At 71.3% G+C, this 26,061-nt stretch carries 25 protein-coding genes and 1 pseudogene; 10 read left to right on the top strand and 16 right to left on the bottom strand.

Translation table 11 applies throughout. The annotated features are described in order from the left end of the window. Nucleotides 1–220 precede the first annotated feature (220 nt). The 5 genes and pseudogenes from HUT19_RS09835 to HUT19_RS09815 form a co-directional block, all read left to right on the top strand. Nucleotides 221–1,048, top strand: coding sequence for a carbohydrate ABC transporter permease (locus HUT19_RS09835; RefSeq protein ID WP_254886141.1), 828 nt, complete (start codon nt 221–223; stop codon nt 1,046–1,048). Next, nucleotides 1,045–1,914, top strand: a complete 870-nt coding sequence (locus HUT19_RS09830; RefSeq protein ID WP_176180092.1) for a carbohydrate ABC transporter permease — start codon at nt 1,045–1,047, stop codon at nt 1,912–1,914. Before HUT19_RS09835 ends, HUT19_RS09830 begins: the two co-directional genes overlap by 4 nt. Further along, nucleotides 1,914–3,212 (top strand): ABC transporter substrate-binding protein, encoded by a 1,299-nt coding sequence (locus tag HUT19_RS09825; RefSeq protein WP_176180091.1) that lies wholly within the window; start codon nt 1,914–1,916, stop codon nt 3,210–3,212. Before HUT19_RS09830 ends, HUT19_RS09825 begins: the two co-directional genes overlap by 1 nt. A gap of 71 nt (nt 3,213–3,283) precedes the next feature. Next, on the top strand, nt 3,284–4,504 hold the full coding sequence (mgt, locus tag HUT19_RS09820) for a macrolide-inactivating glycosyltransferase (protein WP_176180090.1): 1,221 nt from the start codon (nt 3,284–3,286) through the stop codon (nt 4,502–4,504). Nucleotides 4,505–4,636: 132 nt separating this feature from the next. After that, nucleotides 4,637–5,638 (top strand): annotated as a pseudogene (locus HUT19_RS09815) (CDP-alcohol phosphatidyltransferase family protein); the annotation flags it as partial. On the opposite strand, the gene erm reads toward HUT19_RS09815, so the two are convergent. From erm to HUT19_RS09800, 3 genes are all read right to left on the bottom strand, one after another. Then, nucleotides 5,584–6,501, bottom strand: coding sequence for an ErmE/ErmH/ErmO/ErmR family 23S rRNA (adenine(2058)-N(6))-methyltransferase (gene erm / locus HUT19_RS09810; RefSeq protein WP_254885506.1), 918 nt, complete (start codon nt 6,499–6,501; stop codon nt 5,584–5,586). The pseudogene HUT19_RS09815 and the gene erm overlap by 55 nt on opposite strands. Before the next feature lie 254 nt (nt 6,502–6,755). Next, a complete protein-coding gene (locus tag HUT19_RS09805; RefSeq protein ID WP_176180089.1) occupies nt 6,756–6,917 on the bottom strand; it encodes a hypothetical protein in 162 nt (53 codons plus the stop codon). Between the two features lie 207 nt (nt 6,918–7,124). Continuing rightward, the gene (locus tag HUT19_RS09800; RefSeq protein WP_176180088.1) at nt 7,125–9,413 is read right to left on the bottom strand and encodes an MMPL family transporter; all 2,289 of its coding nucleotides are present in this window, start codon (nt 9,411–9,413) and stop codon (nt 7,125–7,127) included. A gap of 348 nt (nt 9,414–9,761) precedes the next feature. Between HUT19_RS09800 and HUT19_RS09795 the strand changes: the two genes are divergently transcribed. Continuing rightward, nucleotides 9,762–10,982, top strand: a complete 1,221-nt coding sequence (locus tag HUT19_RS09795) for a S8 family peptidase (protein WP_176180087.1) — start codon at nt 9,762–9,764, stop codon at nt 10,980–10,982. 163 nt (nt 10,983–11,145) lie between these two features. Continuing rightward, nucleotides 11,146–11,469, top strand: coding sequence for a cupin domain-containing protein (locus tag HUT19_RS09790; protein ID WP_176180086.1), 324 nt, complete (start codon nt 11,146–11,148; stop codon nt 11,467–11,469). A gap of 8 nt (nt 11,470–11,477) precedes the next feature. On the opposite strand, the gene HUT19_RS09785 is transcribed toward HUT19_RS09790, so the two are convergent. The 13 genes from HUT19_RS09785 to HUT19_RS09730 all read right to left on the bottom strand — a co-directional run bounded on the left by HUT19_RS09785 (nt 11,478) and on the right by HUT19_RS09730 (nt 22,127). Further along, nucleotides 11,478–11,654: a hypothetical protein gene (locus HUT19_RS09785; protein WP_176180085.1), complete on the bottom strand. Its 177-nt coding sequence runs from the start codon at nt 11,652–11,654 to the stop codon at nt 11,478–11,480. Between the two features lie 117 nt (nt 11,655–11,771). Further along, nucleotides 11,772–12,530, bottom strand: coding sequence for a sirohydrochlorin chelatase (locus HUT19_RS09780; RefSeq protein WP_176180084.1), 759 nt, complete (start codon nt 12,528–12,530; stop codon nt 11,772–11,774). Further along, entirely contained in the window at nt 12,530–13,381 is an 852-nt protein-coding gene (locus tag HUT19_RS09775; RefSeq protein ID WP_254886140.1) for an ABC transporter permease, read from the bottom strand. Before HUT19_RS09775 ends, HUT19_RS09780 begins: the two co-directional genes overlap by 1 nt. A gap of 79 nt (nt 13,382–13,460) precedes the next feature. Continuing rightward, nucleotides 13,461–14,270: an ABC transporter ATP-binding protein gene (locus tag HUT19_RS09770; RefSeq protein WP_176180082.1), complete on the bottom strand. Its 810-nt coding sequence runs from the start codon at nt 14,268–14,270 to the stop codon at nt 13,461–13,463. Between the two features lie 67 nt (nt 14,271–14,337). Then, nucleotides 14,338–15,495 carry an ABC transporter substrate-binding protein gene (locus HUT19_RS09765; RefSeq protein WP_254885505.1) on the bottom strand — a complete coding sequence of 386 codons (1,158 nt, stop codon included), beginning with the start codon at nt 15,493–15,495 and terminating at the stop codon, nt 14,338–14,340. Between the two features lie 214 nt (nt 15,496–15,709). Then, the gene (locus HUT19_RS09760) at nt 15,710–17,080 is read right to left on the bottom strand and encodes a sulfate adenylyltransferase subunit 1 (RefSeq protein WP_176180081.1); all 1,371 of its coding nucleotides are present in this window, start codon (nt 17,078–17,080) and stop codon (nt 15,710–15,712) included. A 2-nt stretch (nt 17,081–17,082) separates the two neighbouring features. Further along, nucleotides 17,083–18,030, bottom strand: coding sequence for a sulfate adenylyltransferase subunit CysD (gene cysD, locus HUT19_RS09755; protein WP_176180080.1), 948 nt, complete (start codon nt 18,028–18,030; stop codon nt 17,083–17,085). Next, nucleotides 18,027–18,599, bottom strand: a complete 573-nt coding sequence (cysC, locus tag HUT19_RS09750) for an adenylyl-sulfate kinase (protein ID WP_176186708.1) — start codon at nt 18,597–18,599, stop codon at nt 18,027–18,029. The genes cysD and cysC overlap by 4 nt, the downstream gene beginning before the upstream one ends. After that, nucleotides 18,599–19,300: a phosphoadenylyl-sulfate reductase gene (locus HUT19_RS09745; RefSeq protein WP_176180079.1), complete on the bottom strand. Its 702-nt coding sequence runs from the start codon at nt 19,298–19,300 to the stop codon at nt 18,599–18,601. The genes cysC and HUT19_RS09745 overlap by 1 nt, the downstream gene beginning before the upstream one ends. After that, nucleotides 19,297–19,482, bottom strand: coding sequence for a hypothetical protein (locus HUT19_RS09740; RefSeq protein WP_176180078.1), 186 nt, complete (start codon nt 19,480–19,482; stop codon nt 19,297–19,299). The genes HUT19_RS09745 and HUT19_RS09740 overlap by 4 nt, the downstream gene beginning before the upstream one ends. Beyond that, on the bottom strand, nt 19,479–21,173 hold the full coding sequence (locus tag HUT19_RS09735; protein ID WP_176180077.1) for a nitrite/sulfite reductase: 1,695 nt from the start codon (nt 21,171–21,173) through the stop codon (nt 19,479–19,481). Before HUT19_RS09735 ends, HUT19_RS09740 begins: the two co-directional genes overlap by 4 nt. A 229-nt stretch (nt 21,174–21,402) precedes the next feature. After that, nucleotides 21,403–21,486 carry a putative leader peptide gene (locus HUT19_RS44230; protein ID WP_309471194.1) on the bottom strand — a complete coding sequence of 28 codons (84 nt, stop codon included), beginning with the start codon at nt 21,484–21,486 and terminating at the stop codon, nt 21,403–21,405. Nucleotides 21,487–21,578: 92 nt separating this feature from the next. Continuing rightward, complete coding sequence (locus HUT19_RS09730; RefSeq protein ID WP_176180076.1) at nt 21,579–22,127, bottom strand: GNAT family N-acetyltransferase; 549 nt, start codon at nt 22,125–22,127, stop codon at nt 21,579–21,581. Nucleotides 22,128–22,337: 210 nt separating this feature from the next. Here HUT19_RS09730 and HUT19_RS09725 point away from each other — a divergent pair, with 210 nt between their 5' ends. From HUT19_RS09725 to rsgA, 3 genes are all read left to right on the top strand, one after another. Beyond that, nucleotides 22,338–22,904 carry a hypothetical protein gene (locus tag HUT19_RS09725; RefSeq protein ID WP_176180075.1) on the top strand — a complete coding sequence of 189 codons (567 nt, stop codon included), beginning with the start codon at nt 22,338–22,340 and terminating at the stop codon, nt 22,902–22,904. Between the two features lie 284 nt (nt 22,905–23,188). Further along, complete coding sequence (locus HUT19_RS09720) at nt 23,189–24,421, top strand: YihY/virulence factor BrkB family protein (RefSeq protein WP_176186706.1); 1,233 nt, start codon at nt 23,189–23,191, stop codon at nt 24,419–24,421. A gap of 454 nt (nt 24,422–24,875) precedes the next feature. Beyond that, entirely contained in the window at nt 24,876–26,009 is a 1,134-nt protein-coding gene (gene rsgA / locus HUT19_RS09715; protein ID WP_176180074.1) for a ribosome small subunit-dependent GTPase A, read from the top strand. Nucleotides 26,010–26,061 lie beyond the last annotated feature (52 nt).

Raw genomic sequence — 26,061 nt, 5'->3', positions numbered from 1 at the left:
CCCTCCGCACGATGACGTGGGCCTCCCCACCGAGCCGACTCGCACCGCCCCGCTCACCGCACTGCCCCGCCCCGCTCACCGCCCCGCCGCGCCCCGAAGGAGCCCCCTGCCCGTGACACCCACGACCGCGACGGCGCGGCCGGACCGGAGACCGGACGCGGGAGCGTCCGGCGGCGGCGCGCCGGGAGTTCGGCGCGCCACGGGACATGGCGCCTGGTTCCTGGTGCTGCCCGCGCTGATCCCGATCCTGCTGCTGAGCGTCGGCCCGCTGCTGTACGGGGTCTCGCTCGCGTTCACCGACGCCCAGTCGGGCCGTACCGAGCCCACCGAGTGGATCGGGCTGCTGAACTTCCAGGACCTGGCACACGACACGCTCTTCTGGGAGTCCTTCCGGATCGGGCTGGTCTGGGCCGTTGCCGTGTCCGTACCGCAGTTCCTGCTGGCGCTGGGGCTGGCACTGCTGCTCAACCAGAACCTCCGCTTCCGCTGGCTGGCACGGGCGTTGGCGATCGTTCCCTGGGCGATGCCCGAGGTGGTGGTGGGCATCATGTGGCGGTTGGTCTACCACCCGGAGGCGGGCATCCTCGGCGAGACGCTGGGCACCCAGCGGGACTGGCTGGGCGATCTGGGCACCGCGCTGCCCGCCGTGGTGGTGGTCGGCATCTGGGCGCGGCTGCCGCAGGTGACGGTGGTGCTGCTGGCCGGACTTTCGAACGTTCCGCGGGAGCTGCACGAGGCCGCGGCGATGGACGGCGCGGGTGCCTGGCGGCGCTTTCGCACCGTCACCTGGCCCGCCATCCGGCCGGTCGCCCTGGCCATCGGCGCGCTCGGCTTCATCTGGAACATCAACTCCTTCGCGCTGGTGTTCGTCCTGACCGGCGGCGGCCCCGGCGGACGCACCCGGCTGCCGATGCTCTTCGCGTACGAAGAGGCGTTCCGCTACGGGCAGTTCGGCTATGCGGCGGCGATGGGGTGTGTGCTGGTCGCGGTGGTCTCGGTGCTGCTCGCCGTCCAGCTCGTCGGACGGCTGACGGGAGACGGCCGATGAGTACCGTCTCGCGTCCCCCGCGCGCCCTTGTCGTCCGGCGCCGCGCGGCCCGCGCCGGGCAGTACCTCGCCCTGCTGGGCTATCTGGTCTTCCTCGGCTTCCCGCTGCTGTGGCTGGTGTCCACCGCGTTCAAACCGCCGCGCGAACTGGCGAGCCTCCACCCCGGCTGGTTCCCGGACCACCCCACGCTCGACAACTTCCGCCAGGCGTTCGACGAGCAGCCACTGCTGCGGGCCGGGGCCAACAGCCTGCTCGCGGCGCTGGCCGCCGCGGTCGTCGCCGTGGCGATCGCGACCCCGATGGCGTATGTGATGGCCCGTCACCACCGCTCTCCGCTGTCCCGGGCGGCCACCGGATGGGTGGTGGTCAGCCAGGCGTTCCCCTTGGTGCTGGTGATCATCCCGCTGTTCCTGGTCCTCAAGAACCTCCGCCTGGTCGACTCGCTCGGCGGGCTGATCCTGGTCTACGTGGTGTGGTCCCTGCCGTTCGCGCTGTGGATGCTCGCGGGGTACGTCCGGGCCGTACCGCGCGAACTGGAGGAGGCCGCGGCGGTGGACGGCGCGGGGCGGCTGCGCACGCTGTTCTCGGTCACCATGCCGCTGCTGGCCCCCGGGATCGTGGCCACCGCCCTGTTCGCCTTCATCACCGCCTGGAACGAGTTCTTCTTCGCCCTCGTCCTGCTCACGTCCCCCGGGAAACAGACGATGCCGGTCATCCTCACCCACTTCATCGGCGCGGAGGGCGTCGCCGACCTCGGACCGCTCGCCGCGGCGTCGCTGCTGGCGACCCTCCCCTCCCTCGTCCTCTTCGCCGTCATCCAGCGGCGGATCACCAGCGGCACCCTGGCCGGGGCGGTGAAGCACTGATGCGCCGCCGGGGCTTCCTGACCGGGGCGATGGCCGCGCCCGCCGCCGCCGCGCTGCTGCCCGGCTGCGCACCCGGGCGGCGTCGTGCCGACGGCGGAAAGGTCAGGCTCCGCTTCCAGTCGCCGGCCTGGCAGCAGGAGTCGGTGGAAGCCAACAAGCGCCTGGTGAAGGAGTGGAACGCGGCCCACCCGGACATCGAGGTGGAATACGTCCAGGGCAGCTGGGACAGCGTCCACGACCAGCTGCTCACCTCCTTCGAGGCCGGTGAGGCGCCGGACATCATCCACGACGCCGCCGACGACCTCGCCGACTTCGCGTACGGTGGGTATCTCGCCGACCTCGGCGGGCTGCTGCCGCGGCGGCTGAAGGACGACATCCCGCCGCACAGCTGGCGGACCGCCACCTTCGGCGACGGCGTCTTCGGGGTGCCGTTCCTCCAGGAGCCACGGGTGCTCATCGCCAACCGCGCGCTGCTGGCCGCGGCGCGGGTCCGGGTCCCCACCGCACAACGGCCCTGGAGCTGGGAGGAGTTCGAGGACGCGGCGAAGACGCTGACCCGGGGCGGCACGCACGGGGTGGCCTGGCCGCTCAAGGAGCCCGTCTCCGCCACCCTCAACCTCTCGCTGTCCACCGGCGGCAGGGTCTTCCACCGGGGCGCGGACGGCAAGGTCACCATCCGTTTCGACCCCGCCGACCAGCGGGTGCCGCGCACCATCCGCGATCAGGTGGTGCGGGACCGCACGGCCTCCCGCACCACCCTCGGCATGGGCGGCTCGGACACCCTGCCCGGCTTCTTCGGCGGGAAGTACGCGATGGTCCCGCTCGGGTTCTCCTACCGTCAGCAGATCGCGCAGCAGGCGCCGAAGGGGTTCGAGTGGACCGTCCTGCCGTCCCCGGCCGGGCTCGGCGGCGACCTGCGCCAGGGGGTGAGCCCGCAGACGCTGTCTGTCGCCGAGGACAGCCCGTACCGGGAGGAGGCCGTCCGCTTCATCGACTTCCTGCTGCGACCGCCCCATATGGTGCGGCTCGCGCTCGGCGACTGGATGCTGCCAACGGGCACCCGCGCCCTGCGCGATCCGGCGCTGCACACCCGCCGATACGGCTGGGCCACCGGTACCGCGCTGGCCCGGTCGCTGCGTCCGGCGCCCGCCCAGTCGGTGCGCGGTTATCCGGAGTGGAAGGACAAGGTCGCCACCCCGGCGCTCCAGGAGTACTACAGCGGGGCGATCGGGCTGGACAGCCTGACGGATCGGCTGGTCAAGGACGGGAATCTGGTGCTGGCCCGGTATCAGCGGTAGGTAGCCGCGGACACCGCCGGATGCCGGAAATCATTTTTACGAGACGTATCGTCTTGCTTAGCGTGGAGGGCATGACCGCATCCCCGCGCCCGCACCGGGCCGCCCACATCGCCATGTTCAGCATCGCCGCCCACGGCCATGTCAACCCGAGCCTCGAGGTGATCCGCGAGCTGGTGGCCCGGGGCCACCGGGTCACCTACGCCATCCCCGAGTCCTTCGCGGCCAAGGTCGCCGCGACCGGCGCCGAGCCCAGGATCTACACCTCCACCCTCCCCACCGACGACGAACCCGAGGCATGGGGTACCGAGGTGATCGACCACATCGAGCCCTTCCTCGACGACGCCGTCCAGTCGCTGCCGCAGCACCTGAAGGCGTACGAGGGCGACGAACCCGACCTCGTCCTCTACGACATCACCGCCTATCCGGCCCCCGTCCTCGCCCGGCGCTGGGGTGTGCCGGTCATTCAGCTCTCGCCCTGCCTCGTGGCCTGGGAAGGCTACGAGGAGGAGGTCGGAGAGCCGATGATGGCTCCCATCCGTGAGACCGAGCGCGGCAGGGCGTACTACGCGCGCTACCGCGCCTGGCTGGACGAGAACGGGATGGCCGACACCGACCCCGACCGCCTTATCGGCCGCCCCGAGCAGTGCATCGTGCTGATCCCCGAGGTGCTGCAACCGCACGCCGACCGCGTCGACCGCTCCGCCTACACCTTCGTCGGCGCCTGCCAGGGCGACCGCAGCGGTGAGGGCACCTGGCACCGTCCGGACGGTCTCGCGGCCACCGACCGGGTCCTGCTGATCTCGCTCGGCTCGACCTGGACCAAGGAGCCCGCCTTCTACCGCGCCTGTCTCGAGGCGTTCGGGGGTCTGCCGGGCTGGTACGTGGTCCTCCAGGTCGGCAAGCACATCGATCCCGTCGAGCTCGGCGAGATCCCCGCCAATGTCGAGGTGCACCAGTGGGTGCCGCAGCTGAGCGTATTGCGCCAGGCCGACGTCTTCCTCACCCACGCGGGCGCGGGCGGCAGCCAGGAGGGGCTGGCCTGCGGGGTGCCGATGGTCGCCGTACCGCAGGCCGTCGACCAGTTCGGCAACGCCGACATGCTCCAGGGGCTCGGTGTCGCCCGCCATCTGCCGAAGGAGGAGGCGACGCCGGAGGCACTGCGTGAGGCGGTGCTCGCCCTCGCCGGCGACCCCGGGGTGGCCGCCCGCTGCGCGGCCGTCCGGGAGCGGATGGCGGGGGAGGGCGGGACCCGGCGGGCCGCCGATCTGATCGAGGCCCGGCTGTCCACCTGAACCTGCCATCGACCTGGTCCACACAAGAGACCGATACCCCCGGGGAAAGGTTGCGTCCCACCGCTCTTGTCTCTTCTTGCAACGGCTTCTTAGCTTCAAGTAAACGCTTGTCAAACGCCAGGAAGCTGAAGAATGACCCGAGACATACCGCCGCTCGCCGAGGTCCGCAGGATCACCGAGAAGAAGCGGGACGCGTGGTGGACCGTCATGCTCGTGGACCCGGTGGCCACCCCACTGGTGCGCTGGACCGCGAAAAACACCCGCGCCACCCCCAACCAGCTCACCTGGGGCGCGTTCCTCGTGGGTCTCGGCTCCGCCGCCTGTTTCGCCCAGGGCGACTGGAGATGGCTGCTGCTCGGCGCGGTGCTGTACCACGTGAGCTTCATCTTCGACTGCATGGACGGCAAGCTCGCCCGGCTGACCGGGACCGGCTCGGTCTTCGGCGCCTGGCTGGACTTCGTCTTCGACCGGATCCGGGTCCTGGTCTGCGCGGTGGCGCTGATGGGCGGTCAGTACGCGCGCACCGGGGAGGTGCTCTACCTCTGGCTCGCGCTGGCCGTGGCCTCGCTGGACGCGCTGCGCTACATCGACTCGCTGGAGATCTTCAAGATCCGGCACGGGATGCGCAAGCAGATCAAGGCGCGGATGCGCGCGGCGCGCAAGGCCGAGAACGCGGCCGAACTCGCCTTCATGGAGGACCTGCTCCGCGAGAACCCCGAGGCCGACCTCGAACAGGACCGGGTCACGGTGGCCGCCCTGGAACCGGCCGGGCCGACGGCCACCGAGCCGGTGGACCCGGGCACCGCCGTCCCCGGGCCCGCCGTCCCGGGGACCGACCCGGTAGTCGCCCCGGCGGCGCGCCGCCCCGCCGTCGTCGATCTGCACCAGGAGTTCCGGCGCCGGTTCCCGTGGTGGACCCGGTGCCGGAACGTCCTGCTGCGCCACCGCATCCGCGCTCATCTCATCAGCGGTATCGAGTTCCAGATGGGCGTGTTCATCATCGGCCCCGCCGTCGACGCGGTGGTGGCGACGACCGTCGTCTCGGGTGTGCTGCTGCTCGTCTTCGAGCTGGCCATCATCTACAAACTGCTGCTGTCCACCCGGGACTTCGCGCGCACTTTGGACTCCTTCGACGCGGCGGTGCCGCCCCTCCCCGCCCCCGTGGCCGCCTCCGCCACCCCGGCCACCCCGGTCAGGTCCTGAGCCAGGACGAGCCACTGCGGGGGTGTCACATGGCCGACCACCACCTCCCGCTCCAGCCCCGCCCGCCGGAACGCGGCGGTCAGCCGCCGGGCGGGGCAGACCCGGCGCAGGGACGCGTGCAGCGAACCGCCGACGCCGGAGAAGCCCAGCTCCACCAGACCCGCGTAGGAGGCGCGTTGCTCCGCGTCCGGCAGCAGCGGCCGCGGACGGCGGATCAGCCGCATGATCCCGCCGTCCACCGCGGGTACCGGCCGGAAGGCGGTCCGTGCCACCCGGCCGCACAGCCGCCACTCCACCTCGGGCCAGGTCCGTACGGTCAGCAGGCTCCAGCGGCCGAAGTCCCCGGTGCGCTTGCGGGCGTACTCGAGCTGGGTCATCAGGGTCGCCGAGGTCAGCCGGGGCGCCCGCAGGGCCCATTCGACGATGTCCGAGGTACGGGCGTAGGGCACATTGCCCACCAGGGCGAAGGGTTCGCGCGGCGGATGGGCGGTCAGGAAGTCCCGGTGGACGACGCGCACCGCCGGGTACGGGGCGAGCCGCTCGCGCAGCCCCGCGATCAGATGGCGGTCGATCTCATAGCTGATCAGCTCGCGGCAGAGCGGAGCCAGCGCCTCGGTGAGCACGCCCTTGCCCGCGCCGACCTCCACCAGGAGATCGCCGGGGCCGGGGCGGGCGGCGCGGACCACCCGGGCCACCGCGCCCGGGTCGGCCAGGAAGTTCTGCGAGAGGGTGCGCCGCGCCCGGTCGCGAGCGGTGCGACGGGACGCGGGGGAACGGTGTCGATTGCGGGCCACGGCCACGGTCCTTCCGGAGCCGGACGGACGGCGGAGGCAGCGGTGACGGCAGCGCCGGACGGGCCCTGCCGCCCGTCCGGAACGAATGATTCCTGAACTGGCGGGGGCCCTGGCCGAGGGCATACGGAAGCGGGAGATCGGCCGCTCGGGGAGATGAGCGGACACCCGTGGAGACGATCAGCGGCGAAAGCGGAGCCGGTCGCTCATGACAACCGTTCGCTGACCACGACAGGTCGCTTACGACAACGGGCGGATCACAGACTCGTGGAGAGGCTGGGCGCGTCCGGGCCGGCCAGGGCACCGGGGCCGCGCCGCGGACGGCGGGTGAGCAGGGCATAGGCGCACACACACGCCACCCCGGCACAGCCGCGGGTGATGACGTGGGTGGACACGCCGATGCCGGGACTGCCGCCCATCGGTGTCCTCCTCCCAAGTGCGCCCGTGCGGGCCGTGTGCACCACGGATCTCCGCCGTGACCCTGGCACCGTACGGACGGAGCGGGCGACGGCGCAACGGGTTTTTGCCCGGGCACCGCGGCGTCAGGAACAAGACACCACACGGAACCGGCCGCGCGGCCGAAAGGCCACGCGACCGGTTGACGTCGCGGCGGGGGAGCGGAGGCGCTAGACCCTGGCGTGCCGCGGCCGGTCACCCAGGTCGGTGCCGTACCCGGGAGACGCACCCGCCGGGACCGGGGCGGGCGGCCGCGTCAGGGCCGCCTCGTCATGGGTCAGATCGGGCAGCCACCTCAGCCACGTGGGCAGATACCAGTTGCGCTCGCCCAGCAGCGCCATCACGGCCGGGAGCAGCACCCCGCGGATCACCGTGGCGTCGATGAGCACCGCGGCCGCGAGTCCCACGCCCATCTGCTTCATGCTCTGCATCGACAGCGTTCCGAAGATCGCGAAGACGGCGACCATGATGACGGCGGCGCTGGTGACCACCCCCGCCGTGGTGACGACGCCGTGCACCACCGCGTCCTTGGTGGTGCGCCCGGCCAGCCGCGCCTCGCGGATCCGGGAGACCACGAAGACGTGGTAGTCCATGCTCAGCCCGAAGAGGATCACGAAGAGGAACAGCGGCAGCCAGGACACGATCGCGCCCACACCCTCCGCGCCCACCAGGCCCGCGCCCCAGCCGTGCTGGAAGACCGCGGTGAGGATGCCGTACGCGGCGCCCACCGACAGCAGGTTGAGCGCGATCGAGGTCACCGCGATGGTCAGCGACCGGAAGGACATCAGCATCAGCAGGAAGGCGAAGACCACGACGAAGGCGAAGACCGGGGTCACGGCCGAGCCCAGCTTGTCGTTGAAGTCCTTGGAGGAGGCGGTGGAGCCGCCGATCGGGGCCTCCACACCGTCGACCGCGCCGAGGGTCGCCGGACGCACCTCGTCCCGCAGGACGGCCAGGCTCTTCTCGCTCTTCTTCTCGTCGGAACCGCCGATCAGCGGCACTTGGAGGACGGCCACGTTCTGCTCGGTGTGGACGGTCACCTTGACCGGGCCCTTGGAGGCGCCCTTGGCCACCGCGTCGGCGCGGAAGCGGCCGATGGCCTCGCGCACCGGTGCGGCGTTGATGTCGTCCGCCGTGACGACGACCTCGGCCGGGTCGGGACCGCCGGGGAACGCCTCGTCGATGTGCTGGTAGGCGGACACGACCGGGAGCCGGTCGCCGAATTCCTGGTCCATGGTGAGGTTCGCGGTGTTCATGCTCACGGCGGGTACGGCGATGGCGATCAGCGCACCGCCCGCGAGCGCCAGGGACAGCTTGGGCCTGCGCAGCACCCGCCCGAGCACCGCGCGCCAGACGCGGCTTTCACCGTTGCTCCTGCGCTTGGCGCGGGCCAGGAACGGCATCCGCCCCTTCTCGACCCGCTCGCCGAGCAGCGAGAGCAGTGCGGGCAGCACCGTCACCGAGCCGACCATCGCCACCGCCACCACCATCAGGGTGGCCAGGCCCATCGCCTTGAACTCGGCGATACCGGTGAACAGCATGCCCGCCATCGCCACGATGACCGTGACACCCGAGACCAGGATGGCCCGGCCGGAGGTTGCCGCGGCGATGCGTAGCGCGGTCTCGGCGTCCCGTCCGGCGGTGCGCTCCTCGCGCTCACGCCGCAGGTAGAACAGGCAGTAGTCGACGCCGACGGCCAGACCCACCAGCAGCATCACGGAGTTGGCGGTGTCGCTCATATGCACCCAGTGGCTGACCACCGCCACCAGACCGGTGGTGGCCAGGAACGCGGTCATCGCCAGTGCCACCGGCAGCAGTGCGGCCACCAGGGCGCCGAAGGCGATCAGCAGGATGCCGAGGGCCACCGGCAGGGCCGAGTACTCGGCCTGCTGGAAGTCGTCGCCGAAGGCGTCGTCGAACGCCTTCTGGCCGCTGGCGTCGCCGAACTCCTCGATCAGCAGGCCGGGGTGGGCGTCCTTCGCCTTGTCCACCGCGTCCAGCACCGGCTGGATGTGCTCCGACGCCTTCTCCGCGTCGCCGCGCATATCGAACTGCACCAGCGCCGAGCGCCGGTCGGCGGAGATGGTCTTGGTCCGGTACGGGGACTTCACGGCGGTGACCTCGCCGGTGCCGCGGACCGCGCCGATCACCGCGTCGACCGCCTTGTGGAACTCCGGGTCGTCCGCCGTGGTGCCGTTGCCCTTGGCCTGGATCAGGACGGTTTCACCGGCCACTTCGTCAATGCCCGCCGTGTCGAGAATCTGCGAGACGCGCCCGGCCTCGCCGGGTACCTGCTCACTGTCCGACACATCGACCCGTCCGGCCATCGACCCCACGGCCAGGGCGAGGATGACCAGCAGCACCCATCCTCCGACCGCCGTCCACCGGTGCCGGGCGCTCCAACTGCCTGCGCGGGCCGCTATGCCACGCGGTCTTTCCAAGGGCTCCGTATCCGCCACGACGTCCTCTTCTCCTGTGGCAGCGACCCCGTGCCGCCACCGGGAAAAACGCTAGGCCGCGGGGGTGCGGCTCCCCATCCTGCTGGCCGGTGAACCGGCGGGCCGTTCCCTCCACCCCGGGGAGGGGGGACAGCCCTACCATTTCGATTCAAGCCCCTTACATGTAAAGGGATTTGGCTTGATCGTCATGATGGCGGGAGTTGTCTGCGTCACACCTGCGGGGAGATCTTGAATTGGCCGCGTCAATCGGTCAGGGTTTCGAGTCAGCCCGGGGCGACCCCACTCGCTTCCCGGTGCGCGCACTCCGTGCGATTCCCCCCACGACCACACGAGGAGGATTCCCTCGTCATGGCAGCACACAAGCAGCGCAACGCGCGTCGCGTCGGTCTCGCCGTCGCCGCGGCGGCCGCCGTCACAGCCGGTGCCTTCGTGGCCATTCCGGCCGGAGCCGCCACCAACGCCCCCGCCGAGGGCAAGATCTACGGCGCCGGGTCCAAGAACGCCGTGGACGGCAGCTACATCGTCATGCTCAAGGGCGGCAAGTCCATCAAGGCCGCCTCCGAGGGCAAGGACCTCGCCAAGGAGTACGGCGGCCAGCTGCGCCGCACTTTCGACTCCGCGATCAACGGCTTCTCCGCCAACAGCCTGAGCGAGACCGAGGCGAAGCGGCTCGCCGCCGACCCGTCGGTCGCCAAGGTGATCCAGAACCACCGGTTCACGATCAAGGGCACCCAGGAGAACCCGCCGTCCTGGGGACTGGACCGGATCGACCAGGAAGACACCACGGGCGACAAGAAGTACACCTACCCGGACACCGCGGGTGAGGGCGTCACCGCGTATGTCATCGACACCGGTGTGCGCACCTCGCACAAGGACTTCGGCGGCCGCGCCAAGTCCGGCTTCGACGCCGTCGACAACGACGACAACGCCGATGACGGCAACGGCCACGGCACCCACGTGGCGGGCACCATCGCCGGTGCCGAGCACGGTGTCGCCAAGAAAGCCAAGATCGTCGCCGTGCGCGTCCTGGACAACGAGGGCTCCGGCACCACCGAGCAGGTCGTATCGGGCATCGACTGGGTGACCGAGCACCACGAGGGCCCGTCCGTGGCCAACATGAGCCTGGGCGGCGGTGTCGACGAGGCGCTCGACGCGGCCGTGAAGAAGGCCATCGACGCGGGTGTCACGTTCGCGGTGGCGGCGGGCAACGAGTCCAGCGACGCCGGTCAGAGCTCCCCGGCCCGAGTGAAGGAAGCGATCACCGTCGCCTCCAGCACCGACAAGGACGAGCAGTCGGACTTCTCCAACTTCGGCAAGGTGGTGGACATCTACGCCCCCGGCTCGGACATCACCTCCGACTGGAACAGCGGCGACGACGCCACCAAGACCATCTCGGGCACCTCGATGGCCACCCCGCACGTCGTGGGCGCCGCCGCCGTCTACCTCAGCGGCCACAAGGACGCCAAGCCGGCGGACGTCGCCAAGGCCCTGACCGGCGGTGCCACCGCCGACAAGATCACCAACCCGGGCGAGGGCACCCCGAACAAGCTGCTGAAGGTCGTCGAGTAACGCCCTTCGAGCCCTGCGGTATCCCGGCCGCCGTGCCCGCGTACCTGGGCACGGCGGCCCTTCCGTTTCCCGTTCGCATGGGCTTCGCACGGGCCGGAACCAGGTAGCGCGAGCAACCGGCTCATGCCTTCACCCGCCCCCAGCGCCGTGACACGCTGAGGGCATGAACCTCACCGACGGATACGTAGGGACAGCGGTCGCGGACGCACCGGTGAAGGAGCTCTTCCCGGGCATCCGGCTGCGCCCGCTGTGGACCGGCGACAGTGGGGCGAAGGCACATGTCCTCGAAATGGACCCGGGCAGCTCATGGGAGGGCCTGGACGTCCATGAGCCCGGCCCCGAGGAGGTCTTCGTCGTCTCCGGCACCTTCAACGACGGCGCCCGCGACTACCCGGCGGGCTCCTTCATCCACGCCCCGGCCGGCTCCTCCCACATCCCGCAGACGACGACCGGCTGCACGCTCTTCGTCTTCTACCCGGAGGGGTAGGGTCCCCTTCAGTCCGGCAGGTCGCCGAGCAGGGCGGCAATGTCCAGGTCGACGGTGAACTCCCCAGCGACCGGGACGGACTGCTTGCCCGTGACCGTAGCCACCTCGCGGTAGGTGCCGGCCTCCAGCTCCTGCACCACCACACGCACCTCGGGCTCCAGCTCCACCCGCCCATAGGCGGGCACCTTCGCCTGGGCGTGGAGCGCGGGCTTGAGTGAAAATCACCCTTCGGAGTGAGGAGACACGGGGCGCGCCCGTCCGTCCCGTCAGTGGTGACGCCAAGCCGACTTGGACCGTACGCCTCAGGCGCTCAGCAGCGCCGGGGTGGCCGGGCGGGACTCGTCGTAGCGGCGGAGGAGGAGGCGGGCCAGTTCGGGGGCGGGGCCGAGGACACCGGCGAGGAGGTCGGCGCCCGCCGCGCGGGCGCCGTGGGCGATGCGGTCCGGGAGGCGGCCGGGGGCGATGACGTACGGGGCCACGGCCACGCGCCGGACGCCTTCGGCGCGCAGCGCGCGGACCGCGTCCTCGGTGCGGGGGAGGGAAGCGGAGGCGAACGCGGGTCGCACGGCGCACCATCCGGTGTGCCGCCACTCCCGCGCGATTTCAGCGATCACCGCGATCGCCTCCGGGTCGGAGGAGCCCGCCGAGGCCAGGACGACCCCGGTCGAGCGTCGGTCGGCCGGGCGCAGACCGGCCTGGTGCAGCCGGCGTTCCAGCGCGTCGGTCAGCAGTGGGGAGGGGCCCAGCACCTCGGTCTGCCGGACGATCAGCCGCGGGTGGCGGGCGGTGGCCTCGCGCAGCACCGCGGGGATGTCGGACTTGGCGTGGAAGGCGCGGTTGAGCAGCAGGGGGAGCGCGGCGATGTCCGTGACGCCCTCGGCGGCGAGCCGGGCCAGGACCTGGCCCACCCGGGGCGCGTTGAAGTCCAGGAAGGCGGCTTCCACCCGCAGCCCCGGCCGCAGCGACCGTACGCGCGCGCAGAGCGCGTCGACGGTCGCCGCGTGCCGGGGGTCGCGGCTGCCGTGGGCGATGACCAGCAGGGCCGGGGGCGTGACGGACATCAGCGGGCGCTCACCAGCAGGCCACGGCTGCGCAGCACGCGGCGCTCGATCGGGGCGAAGATCAGCAGCTCGATGGCGATACCGACGACGAGGATGAGCGTGATGCCGAGCAGCACACCGGCCATGTCGGAGTTGTTGCGCTGGTTCTCCAGGTACTGGCCGAGTCCGAGCCCGAGTTCGGGGGACTTGGCGATGATCTCGGCGGCCATCAGCGAGCGCCAGGAGAACGCCCAGCCCTGCTTGAGGCCCGCGACATAGCCGGGCAGCGAGGCGGGCAGCAGGATGTGCCGGGCGCTGACCAGACCGCGGGCGCCCAGGGTGCGTCCGGCCCGCAGGAACAGCGGGGGCACCTGGTCGATCCCGGCCACCAGGCCGTTGGCGATGGAGGGCACCGCACCGAGCAGGATGACGGTGTACATCATCTGGTCGTTGAGGCCCAGCCAGATCACCGCGGGCGGCACCCAGGCCACCGACGGCAGCGACTGGAGCCCGGACAGGATCGGGCCCAGCGCGGCGCGGACGAACTTCACCCGGGCCACCACCAGCCCCAGCGGGGTGGCGATGGACAGCGCGATGAGGAAGCCGAACAGCCCCCGCGAGACGCTGGTCCAGACGATGTCCAGCAGTTCGCCCTCGAGCCACAGCTGCCGCAGCGCGTCCCAGACCAGGCCCGGGTCGGGCAGCTTGTAGTCGTCGGTGACCTTCGCCAGCACCAGCAGCTTCCAGATGACCACCACCAGGGCGATGGCCACGATCGGCGGCAGCACCTTCTGCACCAGCACCTCGGTCGGTGAGGTGCGCCGGATCTGCACCGTGTCCAGGGCGTCGAGACCGGCCTCCAGGCCCTCCATGTCCTGGGCGCTCTTCTTCCGCGCCGCGGCGGTGCCGGTCGCGGTCGTGTCGGTGGCGTCGGTCGCGCCGGTGGTCGTCTCAGTGCCGGCCATGGCGGCGGATCTCCCCACGCAGTTCTTCGGTGATCTCTATGGACAGGTCGGCGACGGCGGCGTCCTCGATCCGGCGCGGCTGCGGAATGTCCACCGCCCAGTCGCGGACGACCCGGCCGGGGCGCGAGGACAGCAGCACCACACGCTGGGCCAGCCGGACGGCCTCACGCACGTTGTGCGTGACGAACAGGACGGACACCCCCGTCTCGCGCCAGATCCGGGTCAGTTCGTCGTGCAGCACATCGCGGGTGATGGCGTCGAGGGCGGCGAACGGCTCGTCCATCAGCAGCACCCGCGAGTCCTGCGCCAGCGCGCGGGCCATCGCCACGCGCTGCCGCATCCCGCCGGACAGCTCGTGCACCCGCTTGCCGTAGGAGCCGCCCAGCCGCACCAGCTCCAGCAGCCGTTCCGCCTCGGGCCTGCGGTCGGGCCGGGGCACCCCGCGCAGCCGCAGGGCGAGTTCGATGTTCTTGCCCGCGGTCAGCCACGGGAACAGGGCGTGCTCCTGGAACATCAGGGCCGGCCGGCCGCCGGGGACCTCGATGGTCCCGGCGGTCGGCTTGTCCAGGTCCGCGATCAGGTTGAGCAGGGTCGACTTACCGCATCCCGAGGCGCCCAGGAGGCAGACGAACTCTCCGGGCCGCACGGTGAGGTTGATGTCGTCGAGGACGGGCTGAGCGGCGCCGGCCCGGCCGAACGCCTTGTGGACGTGGTCGATGCGTACTGCCGGGTCCGCGGCGATCGTCGCGGCGGTGCCCGCCGGATCGGCCTTCTCGGTGGTCAGTGCCGGGGACATCCGGTCACCTCCTGGTGGGTGCGTTACGGCGTACGTGCGTACGTGCGTACGGGGAACGGGCGGCGGGCTACTGCGTACCGAGTCCGGCGGCCGACACCGTCGGCTTGCCCTCGGCCCTGAGGACCTTGTTGAGCAGGGTGAGGTCGTAGATGCCCTTGAGGTCCGGCTTGTCCAGCAGACCCGCCTGGACCGCGTGGTCCGCCTCGGTGTCCAGCGTCCGGGCCAGCGGGTCATCGGTGACCTGGATGCTCTTCCACGCCGGGTCGATCACATCGGACGGAAGGGGCTTGCCGGTCTCGGCCTTGAGCGCGGCGTTGGCCGCCTCCTTGGCCTTCTCGGGATTGGCCTTGATCCAGTCGTTGGTCTTCACCGAGCCGCGCAGCACGGCCTCGACGACCTTCGGGTGCTCCTTGAGGAACGACTGCCTGACGATTAGGTTGGTGATCACGAACTTCTTGTCCGGCCACAGCGAGGCCTCGTCGAGCAGAACCTTGCCACCCTCGGCGACCAGCTTGGAGGCGGTCGGCTCGGGCACCCACGCACCGTCGATGGCACCGGACTTGTAGGCGTCGGGCGTCACCTTGTTGTCGCTGCGGACCACCGACACATCGCCCTTGCCGCTCTGGGCGTCGACCTTCCAGCCCTTCTTGGCGATCCAGTTGAGGAACGCCACGTCCTGGGTGTTGCCCAGCTGCGGGGTGGCGATCTTCTTGCCCTTGACGTCGTTCTCGGACTTGATCTTCTTCGGGTTGACGACCAGCTTGACGCCGCCCGAGACCGAGCCGGAGATGATCTTGAGGTTCTCGCCGTGCGACTTCACATAGCCGTTGATGGACGGCGAGGGGCCGATCCAGCCGATGTCGATGGAGCCCGCGTTGAGCGCCTCGATCTCCGAGGGCCCGGCGTTGAAGACGAACGGCCGCGCCTGGGTGCCGCCCAGCGCCTGCTGGATCTGACCGCCCTTGCGCAGCCCCACCAGGGCGGTGGCATGGGTGAGGTTGGCGAAGTAGCCGACCTTCACCTTGTCCAGACCGTCGACCTTCTTGCCGCCCGCGGCGGGGAGGGCGTCGGCCCCCTGGCCGTCGTCCTTCTTCTGGGATCCGTAGCCGCAGGCGCCGAGCGCGCCCATCAGGAGCGGGAAGACGGCGGCGGCGGCGAGCAGCCGGGTGCGGCGGCGCGGGGACCGGGCCGGTCGGGCGGGGTCGGGGCGGTCGGCGTACGACACGGGAGGTGTTCCTCTCGCAGGGGCCGGGGTGCGTCAGAGGACGCCCGGCAGTTCACAAGGTCTTCGGTTCCGGTGGAGCGGAGCGGGGCACAGCGGCATGGGGCTACGCATCAGCACGCACATCGCCCGACTCCTCCCTGGCCGCTGCCACGGGCGCCGCTGCCGACGCGGCCGCCCTCCTTCGCGAAGGTCGAGAACGCCTCTTTGGCCATGGTCAGAAATCCCACCCCTCGTCATCCGCGGCCGGCTCCGCCCCGGTGGCGGCCCGCGCGGCGAACGAGTCGCCCGCCATGCCCGCCGTCAGCGTGGTGCCGTCGGCCGGGTCGATCAGCAGGAATGATCCGGTGCGGCGCGAGGCGTCGTACGCGTCCAGCGCCAGCGGCTCGGAGGTGCGCAGCGTCACCCGGCCGATGTCATTGGCCGCCAGCTCGCCCGGCGAGGGGTGCTGCGACAGATCGTCCAGCGTCAGCCGGGACGGGATGTCCTTGACGATCGCCTTCACCGTACGGGTGGTGTGCTTCAGCAGCACCCGGTCGCCGACCCGCAGTGGCCGGTCGTGGAGATGGCACACCGTCGCCTCGACGTCCTGGGTGACGGAGGGGGCATGGGCGCTCGGGGCGATCAGATCGCCGCGCGAGATGTCCAGGTCGTCGGCGAGCGTCACGGTCACCGACTGCGGCGCCCAGGCCAGGTCCACCGGCGCGCCCAGCGCGTCGATCCCGGTGACGGTGCTGGTCAGACCGGACGGCAGCACGGTGACGGGGTCCCCGACCCGCAGCACACCGGAGGCGATCTGGCCCGCGTAGCCGCGGTAGTCGGGGTGCTCCGCGGACTGCGGACGGATCACGTACTGCACCGGGAAGCGCGCCGGGTCCTGGGACGGGTCGGTGCCCACCGGCACCGTCTCCAGGTGCTCCAGCACCGTCGGCCCGCCGTACCAGTCCATGTTGGCCGACGCGGTCACCACGTTGTCCCCGGCCAGCGCCGAGATCGGGATGGCGGTGATCTCCGGGACGCCCAGCGACGCGGCGTATGTCGTGAACTCCTCCGCGATGGCCGCGAAGACCGGCTCCGCGTAGTCGACGAGGTCCATCTTGTTGACCGCCAGCACCACATGGGGCACCCGCAGCAGGGCGGCGACCGCGGCATGGCGCCGGGTCTGCTCCACCACGCCGTTGCGCGCGTCCACCAGGACCACCGCCAGCTCGGCGGTGGAGGCGCCGGTGACCATGTTCCGGGTGTACTGCACATGGCCGGGGGTGTCGGCGAGGATGAACCGCCGCCGGGGGGTGGCGAAGTAGCGGTACGCGACATCGATGGTGATGCCCTGCTCGCGCTCCGCGCGCAGCCCGTCGGTCAGCAGCGCCAGGTCCGGGGCCTCCTGGCCACGGCTGCGCGAGGCGTGCTCGACCGCCTCCAACTGGTCGACCAGCACCGACTTGGAGTCATGCAGCAGCCGCCCGACCAGGGTGGACTTGCCGTCGTCGACCGAGCCCGCGGTGGCGAAGCGCAGCTGGGAGGTGGCCGCGGAGCGCTCCACGGCGACCGCGGCGGCCTGGACCTCGTCGCTGATGTTGCTCGTCATGGCTAGAAATACCCCTCGCGCTTACGGTCCTCCATGGCGGCCTCCGACAGCTTGTCGTCGGCGCGCGTCGCACCCCGCTCGGTCAGCCGGGAGGCGGCGATCTCATCGATGACCTGCTCGATCGTCACCGCGTCCGAGTCCACCGCACCGGTGCAGGACATATCGCCGACCGTGCGGTAGCGCACCAGACGCCGCTCCACGGTCTCGCCGTCCTTCGGGCCGCCCCACTCACCGGGCGCCAGCCACATACCGCTGCGCCGGAAGACCTCGCGCTCGTGCGCGTAGTAGATCTGCGGCAGTTCGATCTTCTCGCGGGCGATGTACTGCCAGACGTCCAGCTCGGTCCAGTTGGACAGCGGGAAGACCCGGACGTGCTCACCGGGGGAGTGCCGGCCGTTGTACAGCTGCCACAGCTCGGGGCGCTGCCGCCGCGGGTCCCAGCCGCCGAACTCGTCGCGCAGCGAGAACACCCGCTCCTTGGCGCGGGCCTTCTCCTCGTCACGCCGTCCGCCGCCGAAGACCGCGTCGAACCGGTTCTTCTCGATGGCGTCCAGCAGCGGCACGGTCTGGAGCGGATTGCGGGTGCCGTCGGGGCGCTCGCGCAGCCGACCGTCGTCGATGAACTCCTGGACGGAGGCGACATGCAGCCGCAGCCCGTGCTCGGCGACGGTGCGGTCCCGGTAGTCGATGACCTCGGGGAAGTTGTGCCCGGTGTCCACATGGAGCAGCGAGAAGGGCACCCGCGCCGGGGCGAACGCCTTGAGCGCCAGGTGCAGCATGACGATGGAGTCCTTGCCGCCGGAGAACAGGATCACCGGCCGCTCGAACTCACCCGCCACCTCGCGGAAGATGTGCACCGCCTCGGACTCCAGCGCGTCCAGGTGCGACAGCGCGTAGAGGTCGCCGCCCTCGGCCGCACCGGTGCCGTTGATCGCGGCTACCGTGGTCATGCCAGTCCCCTCTCGCTCAGCAGCGCCCGAAGCGCCGCGGCGGATTCCTGTACGCCCTGCTGGTGGGTCTCGATGCGCAAGTCCGGGTCGGCCGGGGCCTCGTACGGGTCGTCGACCCCGGTCAGCCCCGAGATCTCGCCCGCCGCCTGCTTGGCGTAGAGCCCCTTGACGTCCCGCTCCGAGCACACCTCGACCGGGGTGGCCACATGCACCTCCAGATACGGGGTGCCCTCCTTCTGGTGGCGTCCGCGCACCGCCTCACGGCTGTCCGTGTACGGGGCGATCACCGGGACCAGTACCTTCACTCCCTGGGAGGCCAGCAGTTCGGCGACGAAGCCGATCCGCTGCACATTGGTGTGCCGGTCCTCGCGGGAGAAGCCGAGCCCCGCGGAGAGGAACTCGCGGATCTCGTCGCCGTCGAGCACCTCCACCCGGTGGCCCTCGCCGCGCAGCCGCTCGGCCAGGGCGTAGGCGATCGTGGTCTTCCCGGCGCTGGGCAGGCCGGTCAGCCACACGGTGGCTCCCGTGTGCAGGGGCGCGCTCATCTCGTTCTCCTGGTCGACAGCCATCAGCCGTGCAGCCCGCATTCGGTCTTGGTGCTTCCGGACCAGCGGCCGGAGCGTGCGTCCCCGCCCTCCAGCACCCGCCGGGTGCAGGGCGCGCAGCCGACCGACGGATAGCCGTCCATCAGCAGGGGGTTGGTGAGCACACCGTGCTCGGCGACGTACGCGTCCACGTCTCCCTGCGTCCAGCGGGCGATCGGGGAGACCTTCACCTTCCGCCGCTTGGCGTCCCAGCCGACGACCGGGGTGTTCGCCCGGGTCGGGGACTCGTCGCGGCGCAGCCCGGTGGCCCAGGCGTCGTACTCCCGCAGCCCCTCCTCCAGCGGCTGGACCTTGCGCAGCGCGCAGCACAGGTCGGGGTCGCGGTCGTGCAGCTTCGGGCCGTGCTCGGCGTCCTGCTCGGCCACCGTCCGGCGCGGGGTGAGCGTGATGACGTTGACGTCCATCACGGCGGCCACCGCGTCCCGGGTACCGATGGTCTCGGGGAAGTGGTAGCCGGTGTCGAGGAAGACCACGTCGACACCGGGGAAGGCGCGGGAGGCCAGATGGGCCACCACCGCGTCCTCCATCGAGGAGGTGACGCAGAACCGCGGACCGAAGGTGTCGGCCGCCCAGCGCAGGATGTCCAGCGCCGGGGCGTCCTCCAGCTCACGGCCCGCCCGCTCGGCGAGCGCCTCGAGATCGTCTGTCTGCTGAAGCCGGGTCATATCCCCGTGCCCCCTTCTCCGGCCGGATCGCGCCGCAGGCCCTTGGCCAGCAGCCCGAGGAACGACAGGCGGAACGCACGATTGCAGGACGCGCATTCCCACGCGCCATGGCCTTCCTCGGAGGGGCGCAGGTCCTCGTCCCCGCAGTACGGGCAGTAGAACGGCGCAGCACGCTCACTCATGACAGCGCCTCCTCACTGGCGCGCCCGGCCCAGGTGGCGAACCGCTCGCCGTCCTCGCGCTGCTCCTGGAAGCGGCGCAGCACCCGCTCGACGTAGTCGGGCAGTTCGTCGGCGGTGACCTTCAGACCGCGCACCTTGCGGCCGAAGCCGGGCTCCAGGCCCAGCGCGCCGCCCAGGTGCACCTGGTAGCCCTCGACCTGGTTGCCGTTCTTGTCCATGACCAGCTGGCCCTTGAGGCCGATGTCCGCGACCTGGATCCGGGCGCAGGCGTTGGGGCAGCCGTTGAGGTTGATGGTGAGCGGCTGGTCGAACTCGGGCAGCCGCCGCTCGAGTTCGTCGATCAGCGTGGAGCCGCGCTCCTTGGTCTCGACGATCGCCAGCTTGCAGAACTCGATACCCGTGCAGGCCATGGTGCCGCGGCGGAACGGGGACGGCTTGACCTGGAGGTCCAGCGCCTCCAGTCCGGAGACCAGCGAGTCCACCTGGTCCTCGGCCACATCGAGCACGATCATCTTCTGCTCGACGGTGGTGGTCAGCCGGCCGGAGCCATGGGCCTCGGCCAGATCGGCGATCTTGGTGAGGGTCGCGCCGTCGACCCGGCCCACGCGCGGGGCGAAGCCGACGTAGAAGCGGCCGTCGCGCTGGCGGTGCACTCCGATGTGGTCACGCCACTGCTGGACCGGCTGCTCGGGCGCGGGCCCGTCGCTCAGCGGACGCTTCAGGTACTCGTCCTCCAGCACCTGGCGGAACTTCTCCGGGCCCCAGTCGGCGACCAGGAACTTCAGCCGGGCGCGGGTGCGCAGCCGCCGGTAGCCGTAGTCGCGGAAGATGGAGGTGACCCCGGCCCAGACCTCCGGGACGTCCTCCAGCGGGACCCACGCGCCGAGCCGGACGCCGATCTTGGGGTTGGTGGACAGACCGCCGCCGACCCACAGGTCGAAACCGGGGCCGTGCTCGGGGTGGCGCACACCGACGAAGGCCACGTCGTTGATCTCGTGGACGACGTCGAGCACCGGGGAGCCGGAGACCGCGGTCTTGAACTTGCGCGGCAGGTTGGAGAACTCCTTGCTGCCGATGTAGCGGCGGTGGATCTCCTCGATGGCGGGGGTGCCGTCGATGATCTCGTCCTCGGCGATCCCGGCGACCGGGGAGCCGATGATCACGCGCGGGGTGTCACCGCACGCCTCGGTGGTGGACAGCCCCACGGCCTCCAGCCGCTTCCAGATCTCGGGCACGTCCTCGATCCGGATCCAGTGGTACTGGACGTTCTGCCGGTCGGTGATGTCCGCGGTGCCGCGGGCGAACTCCTGGGAGACCTCGCCGATGACGCGCAGCTGCTCGGTGGTCAGCCGTCCGCCGTCCACCCGCACCCGCATCATGAAGTGGGTGTCGTCCAGCTCCTCCGGCTCCAGCACGGCGGTCTTGCCGCCGTCGATCCCGGGCTTGCGCTGGGTGTACAGACCCCACCAGCGCATCCGGCCGCGCAGATCGGCACCGTCGATCGAGTCGAAACCGCGGTGGGCGTAGATCGTCTCAATGCGTGTCCGCACATTGAGACCGTCGTCGTCCTTCTTGGTCTGCTCATTGCCGTTGAGCGGAGTGAAGTGCCCCGCGGCCCACTGGCCTTCGCCGCGGTGGCGTCCGGCCTTGCGGCGGGGTGATGCGCTTACGCGTTCCGGGGTGGCGGCCATGGCGGTGTGTGTCCTTCTGGGCGGCTCTGGTGCGGCGGATGATGCTCGCGCGCACCCTCTGACGTGCGGTTGCGCGCAGGTGGGCACGGCTTACGGCGGTACTGGGTGCGGTGGTGCGGCGGGGGAGGTCCCGCGGGTGCGCCCGCCCACGTCGTCGGGGGCGGTGGTCGGGGGCGTCGGGGACTGCTGGGGTGCTGCCCGGGGCCTCACGGGCCCTGAGAGATGCGGGTCAGCCCGCCGGACAGATCGCGCTGGACATGCGGCCGAGGTCGACGTGGCGTCGACTCACCAAGGCAATTCCAGCTCGAGACATGGAGGAAGCGTGGCACGGTGGTCTCCGGGGAGTCCACCGCTATCCACTATCTGGACGAGAGTGTCTTGTATCGCGAGACGATGTGGTGTGGGTCACCCGTCCGTTCCGAGGGGCTCCGCCTCGGTGGCGATGTGGAAGATCCGGAAGCCGCGCCGCTGGTAGTTGTCCAGCGCGTACGGCCCGTCCTTGCTACAGGTGTGCACCCACACCCGCTTGGTCGGCGGCTGCCCCGGCAGCCGCTCGCCCTGGTCCCAGGCGCGGCGGATGCCCCAGGTCAGCAGGTGCCCGCCGATCCGGCGGCCGCGGAAGGCGGGCAGCAGCCCGAAGTAGAGGATCTCGACCACGCCCTCGTCCTGGCGCTCCAGCTCGATGTACCCGGCCGGGGTGCCGCGCTCGTACGCCACCCAGGTCTCCACACCGGGCCGGGCCAGATGCTCCTCCCAGCGCTCGCGTGACCACTCCAGCCGATCGGTCCAGGAGACATCGGCGCCGACGGTGGTGTAGAGGAAGCGGCTGAACTCCGGGCTCGGCACCTCCGCCCGGACGATCCGCACCCCGGCGTCATCGGCGGGCTCCCGCGCCGGGCTGAGGTCCGCGGGCGAGGTCTGCTCCAAGGACCAGGTGGTCACTGTGATGCTCATGGTGGACAGACAACCACGGACCGGCCGGCGGCCGGCGTCCGGGCGGTGACCGGACCGGGCGGTTGCACCGGAAACGGTGGACGGGCGGTGGCTCCATGGGCCACCGTGGGCTCTTTGACATGTCTCGCACAGAGCGGTGGCCCCGCGCCGCCGGTGCCGGAGGAACAGCGCCGTATCCCGGAACGTCCGACGACGAGGGAGACCACGCCCATGACCCGCACCAGCACCAAGGCCGCCGCGCTGCTCGGCGGTGCACTCCTCGCGGCCACCGGCCTCGCCACCGCCCAGGGCGCGTCGGCCGCCCCCGCCGCCCCGGTGACGGTCACCGCGCCGACGGTGGTCACCGCCCCGAGCACCAGCGCGGTGGCCAAGCTCAGCCACGCCGAGGCGACCAGCCGACTGCGCGCCGCGGGGATCGGCTGGACCTCCAGCGGCGGCTGCTCGGACCGCAGCAACCCGACCTGTACCTCGTTCGAGCAGGTCAACCTGGCCACCATCCAGGGCGCGGTCACCCTCGAGCAGGCCAGCGGCTGTGCCCTCACCATCACCGGCGGTACGGAGACCGGGCACGCCTCCGGTACCTACAGCCACTGGAACGGCTACAAGCTCGACTTCAGCCCCACCAGCTGCCTCAGCGGCTACATCACCCGCACCTTCACCAACATCGGCCCGCGCCCGGGCGACGGGGCCCAGCAGTACCGGTCCGGCGCGGGCAACATCTACGCCCGGGAGAGCAACCACTGGGACGTGCTCTTCTACAACTGCGGCGGCTGCTGATCCGAACCCGCTCGTCCGTCCGGTTGCAACGCGGCGCAACCTTTGCGCATGGCGGTACCCGGAACGGACAGTGGGCCCAGCGGGCGGAGGGCGGTGCCGAGTCGGCGCGGCATCCCCTCCGCCGCCGCGCGGACGCCGCGCGGACGGGGCCGGTCGCGAGGTGAGCCGGGGGTGAAACCGCCCGATACGGTGAGAAGGTGCAGCCAGCAAAAGTAGAACTGTCCAAGCCGTCCGGTCGGCTCCACAAGGCCCGCGCCCTCTACCGCAACGTGTCCAAGCGCAGGATGGTCTGGCTGCTGCTCAAGGACACCATCCACTCCTGCATGGAGCACCGGGTCACCGGGCTCGCCGCCGAGGCGGCCTTCTTCACCCTGCTGTCCCTGCCCCCGCTGCTGCTGGGTCTGATCGGTCTGCTCGGCTACTTCGATGCCTGGACCGACACCGAGACCGTGGCCACCATCCGGCAGAACATCCTCGACGCCTCCGGGACCGTACTGTCCGACAGGGGCGTCAAGGAGATCGCCCGGCCCCTGCTGGACGACGTCATCGAGGGCGGCCGCCCCGACGTCATCTCGCTCGGCTTCGGTATCGCCCTGTGGTCCGGCTCGCGCGCGGTGAACGTGTTCGTGGACACCATCACCATCATGTACGGGCTGGAGGGGCGGCGCGGGATCGTCCGGACCCGGCTGCTCGCCTTCCTCCTCTACCTGGTCGCGCTGGTCGTCGGTGCGGTGGCGCTGCCGCTGATGGTCATCGGTCCGGAGACCGTGGTGGACCTCCTCCCGGCCAGCGGCGATCTCGTGCGGATCCTCTACTGGCCCGTGGTGATCCTGCTGTCCGTCGCCTTCCTCACCACGCTCTACCACGTGTCGGTGCCGGTGCGTTCGCCCTGGCGCGAGGACATCCCCGGTGCGCTGGTGGCCCTCACCATGTGGGTGCTCGGCAGCTTTCTGCTGCGCATCTATCTGGTCCACACCGTGGAGGGCCCGACGATCTACGGCTCGCTGGCCGCACCGGTCGCCGTGCTGCTGTGGATCGGTGTGGCCGCCTTCGCGGTGCTGGTGGGGGCGGCGGTCAACGCCGCCATAGACCGGGTCTGGCCGTCGGTGGCCACGGCCGCCGGGCGCGCCGAGCAGGCCGCCCGCGCCCGGGAGCAGGCGGCGCGGCTGCGTGCGCGTGAGCAGCGCACCGAGGACGACGGCGCGGCGGAGGTCACCCCGCCGTCGGAGTTCCCCGAGCGCTGGGCCCAGTTCCTGCCGCACGCGGACATCCGGGCACGGCTGCACGCGCGACGGCAGCCCGAGGAGCGGACGACCGAGAACGGTGCCGGGGAGGCTTCGGCGAAGACCACCGAGACCGGCGCCGGGAAGTCCGCGGCGACGTCCGACCGGGCGCCCCGGCAGGGGCGGCGGCCCGAGGCCGACACCGCGGCGGACGGGTCCGCGGAGACCACGGCGGACAGGTCCGCGGAGACCAGGGCGGACGGCGGCCGCCGCGCCGGAACCCCACCGCGCTGAGCGTTCCGCGGGACGTGCCGCGAGGTGCGCTCGTTCGTCCGCGGCCGCGTCGTGGCTGTCGCGCCCACGCGGCGGAGCCGCACATCGACACAGCCCCGCGCCCCTTCGGGGCAACCGAACGCCGAACAGGCCACCGAGGCCCCTGGGGGATACGGAGTACCCGGCGCCGACGGGGTGCGACCCGCCCGTCAGCGCCCGGAGAAAAATCCGTGGTGCCGGTCCCGGCCGCCGGACTACAGTGAGCCCGACCCGGTCCGGCGGCCCACCTGGCGCCGTGATCCACCGTGATCCGCCGTGGAGAGAAGGAGGTGTGACCCGATGGCTGTCTTTGCGATGGGCGCTGCCCGCAACCAGGAGTTCATCATGTCCACCTCCGTGGCCTCCGGCTGATTCCACGTCATTTCTTCGCGCCCCAACGGCGCGCGCCGGGGCCACCCTTGTGAAGGGTCACCCCTTGTCATCCTCTTCGTCGTCCTCTTCGACGTCCTCCTCTTCCGCCACCCCCTCCCCGGACCCGCTCGCCCCGTACGGCTGGGACGAGGGCTGGGAGGCCGCCTTCGCCCCGTACGCCGAACGGGGACTGGTGCCCGGCCGGGTGATCCGGGTGAACCGCGGCCAGTGCGATGTCATCACCCCCGCCGGTACGGTGCGGGCCGACACCGAACTGGTCACCCCGCACGACCCGATGCGGATCGTGTGCACCGGCGACTGGGCCGCCCTCGACCCCGACGGCGACCCGCGCTATGTGCGTACGCTGCTGCCGCGCCGTACCGCGCTGGTGCGTTCCACCTCCTCCAAGCGGTCCGACGGACAGGTGCTGGCCGCCAACGCCGACCACGCCGTCATCGCCGTCTCCCTCGCCGCCGCATTCGACCCGGGCCGTCTCGAGCGGTTCGTGGCCCTCGCCTGGGAGAGCGGTGCCCAGCCGGTGGTCGTCCTCACCAAGGCCGACCTGGTGCCCGACCCGGCCACCCTGGGCCATCTCGTCGATGACGCCGCGACGGCCGCGCCCGGTGTGGAGGTGCTGCCCGTCAGTTCCACGACCGGGGAGGGGCTGGACGTGCTGTCCGCCGTCCTCGCCTCCGGCACCGCCGTGCTGCTCGGCCAGTCGGGCGCGGGCAAGTCCACCCTGGCCAACGCACTGGTCGGGGAGTCCGTCCAGGACGTCCGGGAGATCCGGGACAGTGACGGCAAGGGCCGTCACACCACGACCACCCGCGATCTGCTGCCGCTGCCCTGGGGCGGTGCGCTCATCGACACCCCGGGGCTGCGCGGGGTCGGGCTGTGGGACGCCGGAAGCGGTGTCGCCCAGGCGTTCGCCGAGATCGAGGCGTTCGCCGAGGAGTGCCGTTTCCAGGACTGCGCCCACCGCACCGAACCCGGGTGCGCGGTGCTCGCCGCCATCGACGACGGCTCGCTGCCGCACCGGCGGCTTGAGAGCTACCGCAAGCTGCTGCGGGAGAACGAGTACCTCGCGGCCCGGACCGACGCCCGGCTGCGGGCCGAGATCCGGCGGGACTGGAAGCAGAAGCAGGCGCTCGGCCGTCACCTGATGGAACGCAAGCGCGGACCGCTGCGCAAGCCGTAGTGGAGATCATGGCGTTGCCCCGGGCCCGCGGCACGGGGCAACGCCGTCGCCC

The organism is Streptomyces sp. NA02950, assembly GCF_013364155.1.
Lineage (GTDB): Bacteria > Actinomycetota > Actinomycetes > Streptomycetales > Streptomycetaceae > Streptomyces.
This window is presented reverse-complemented; position numbering and strand designations above follow the sequence as displayed.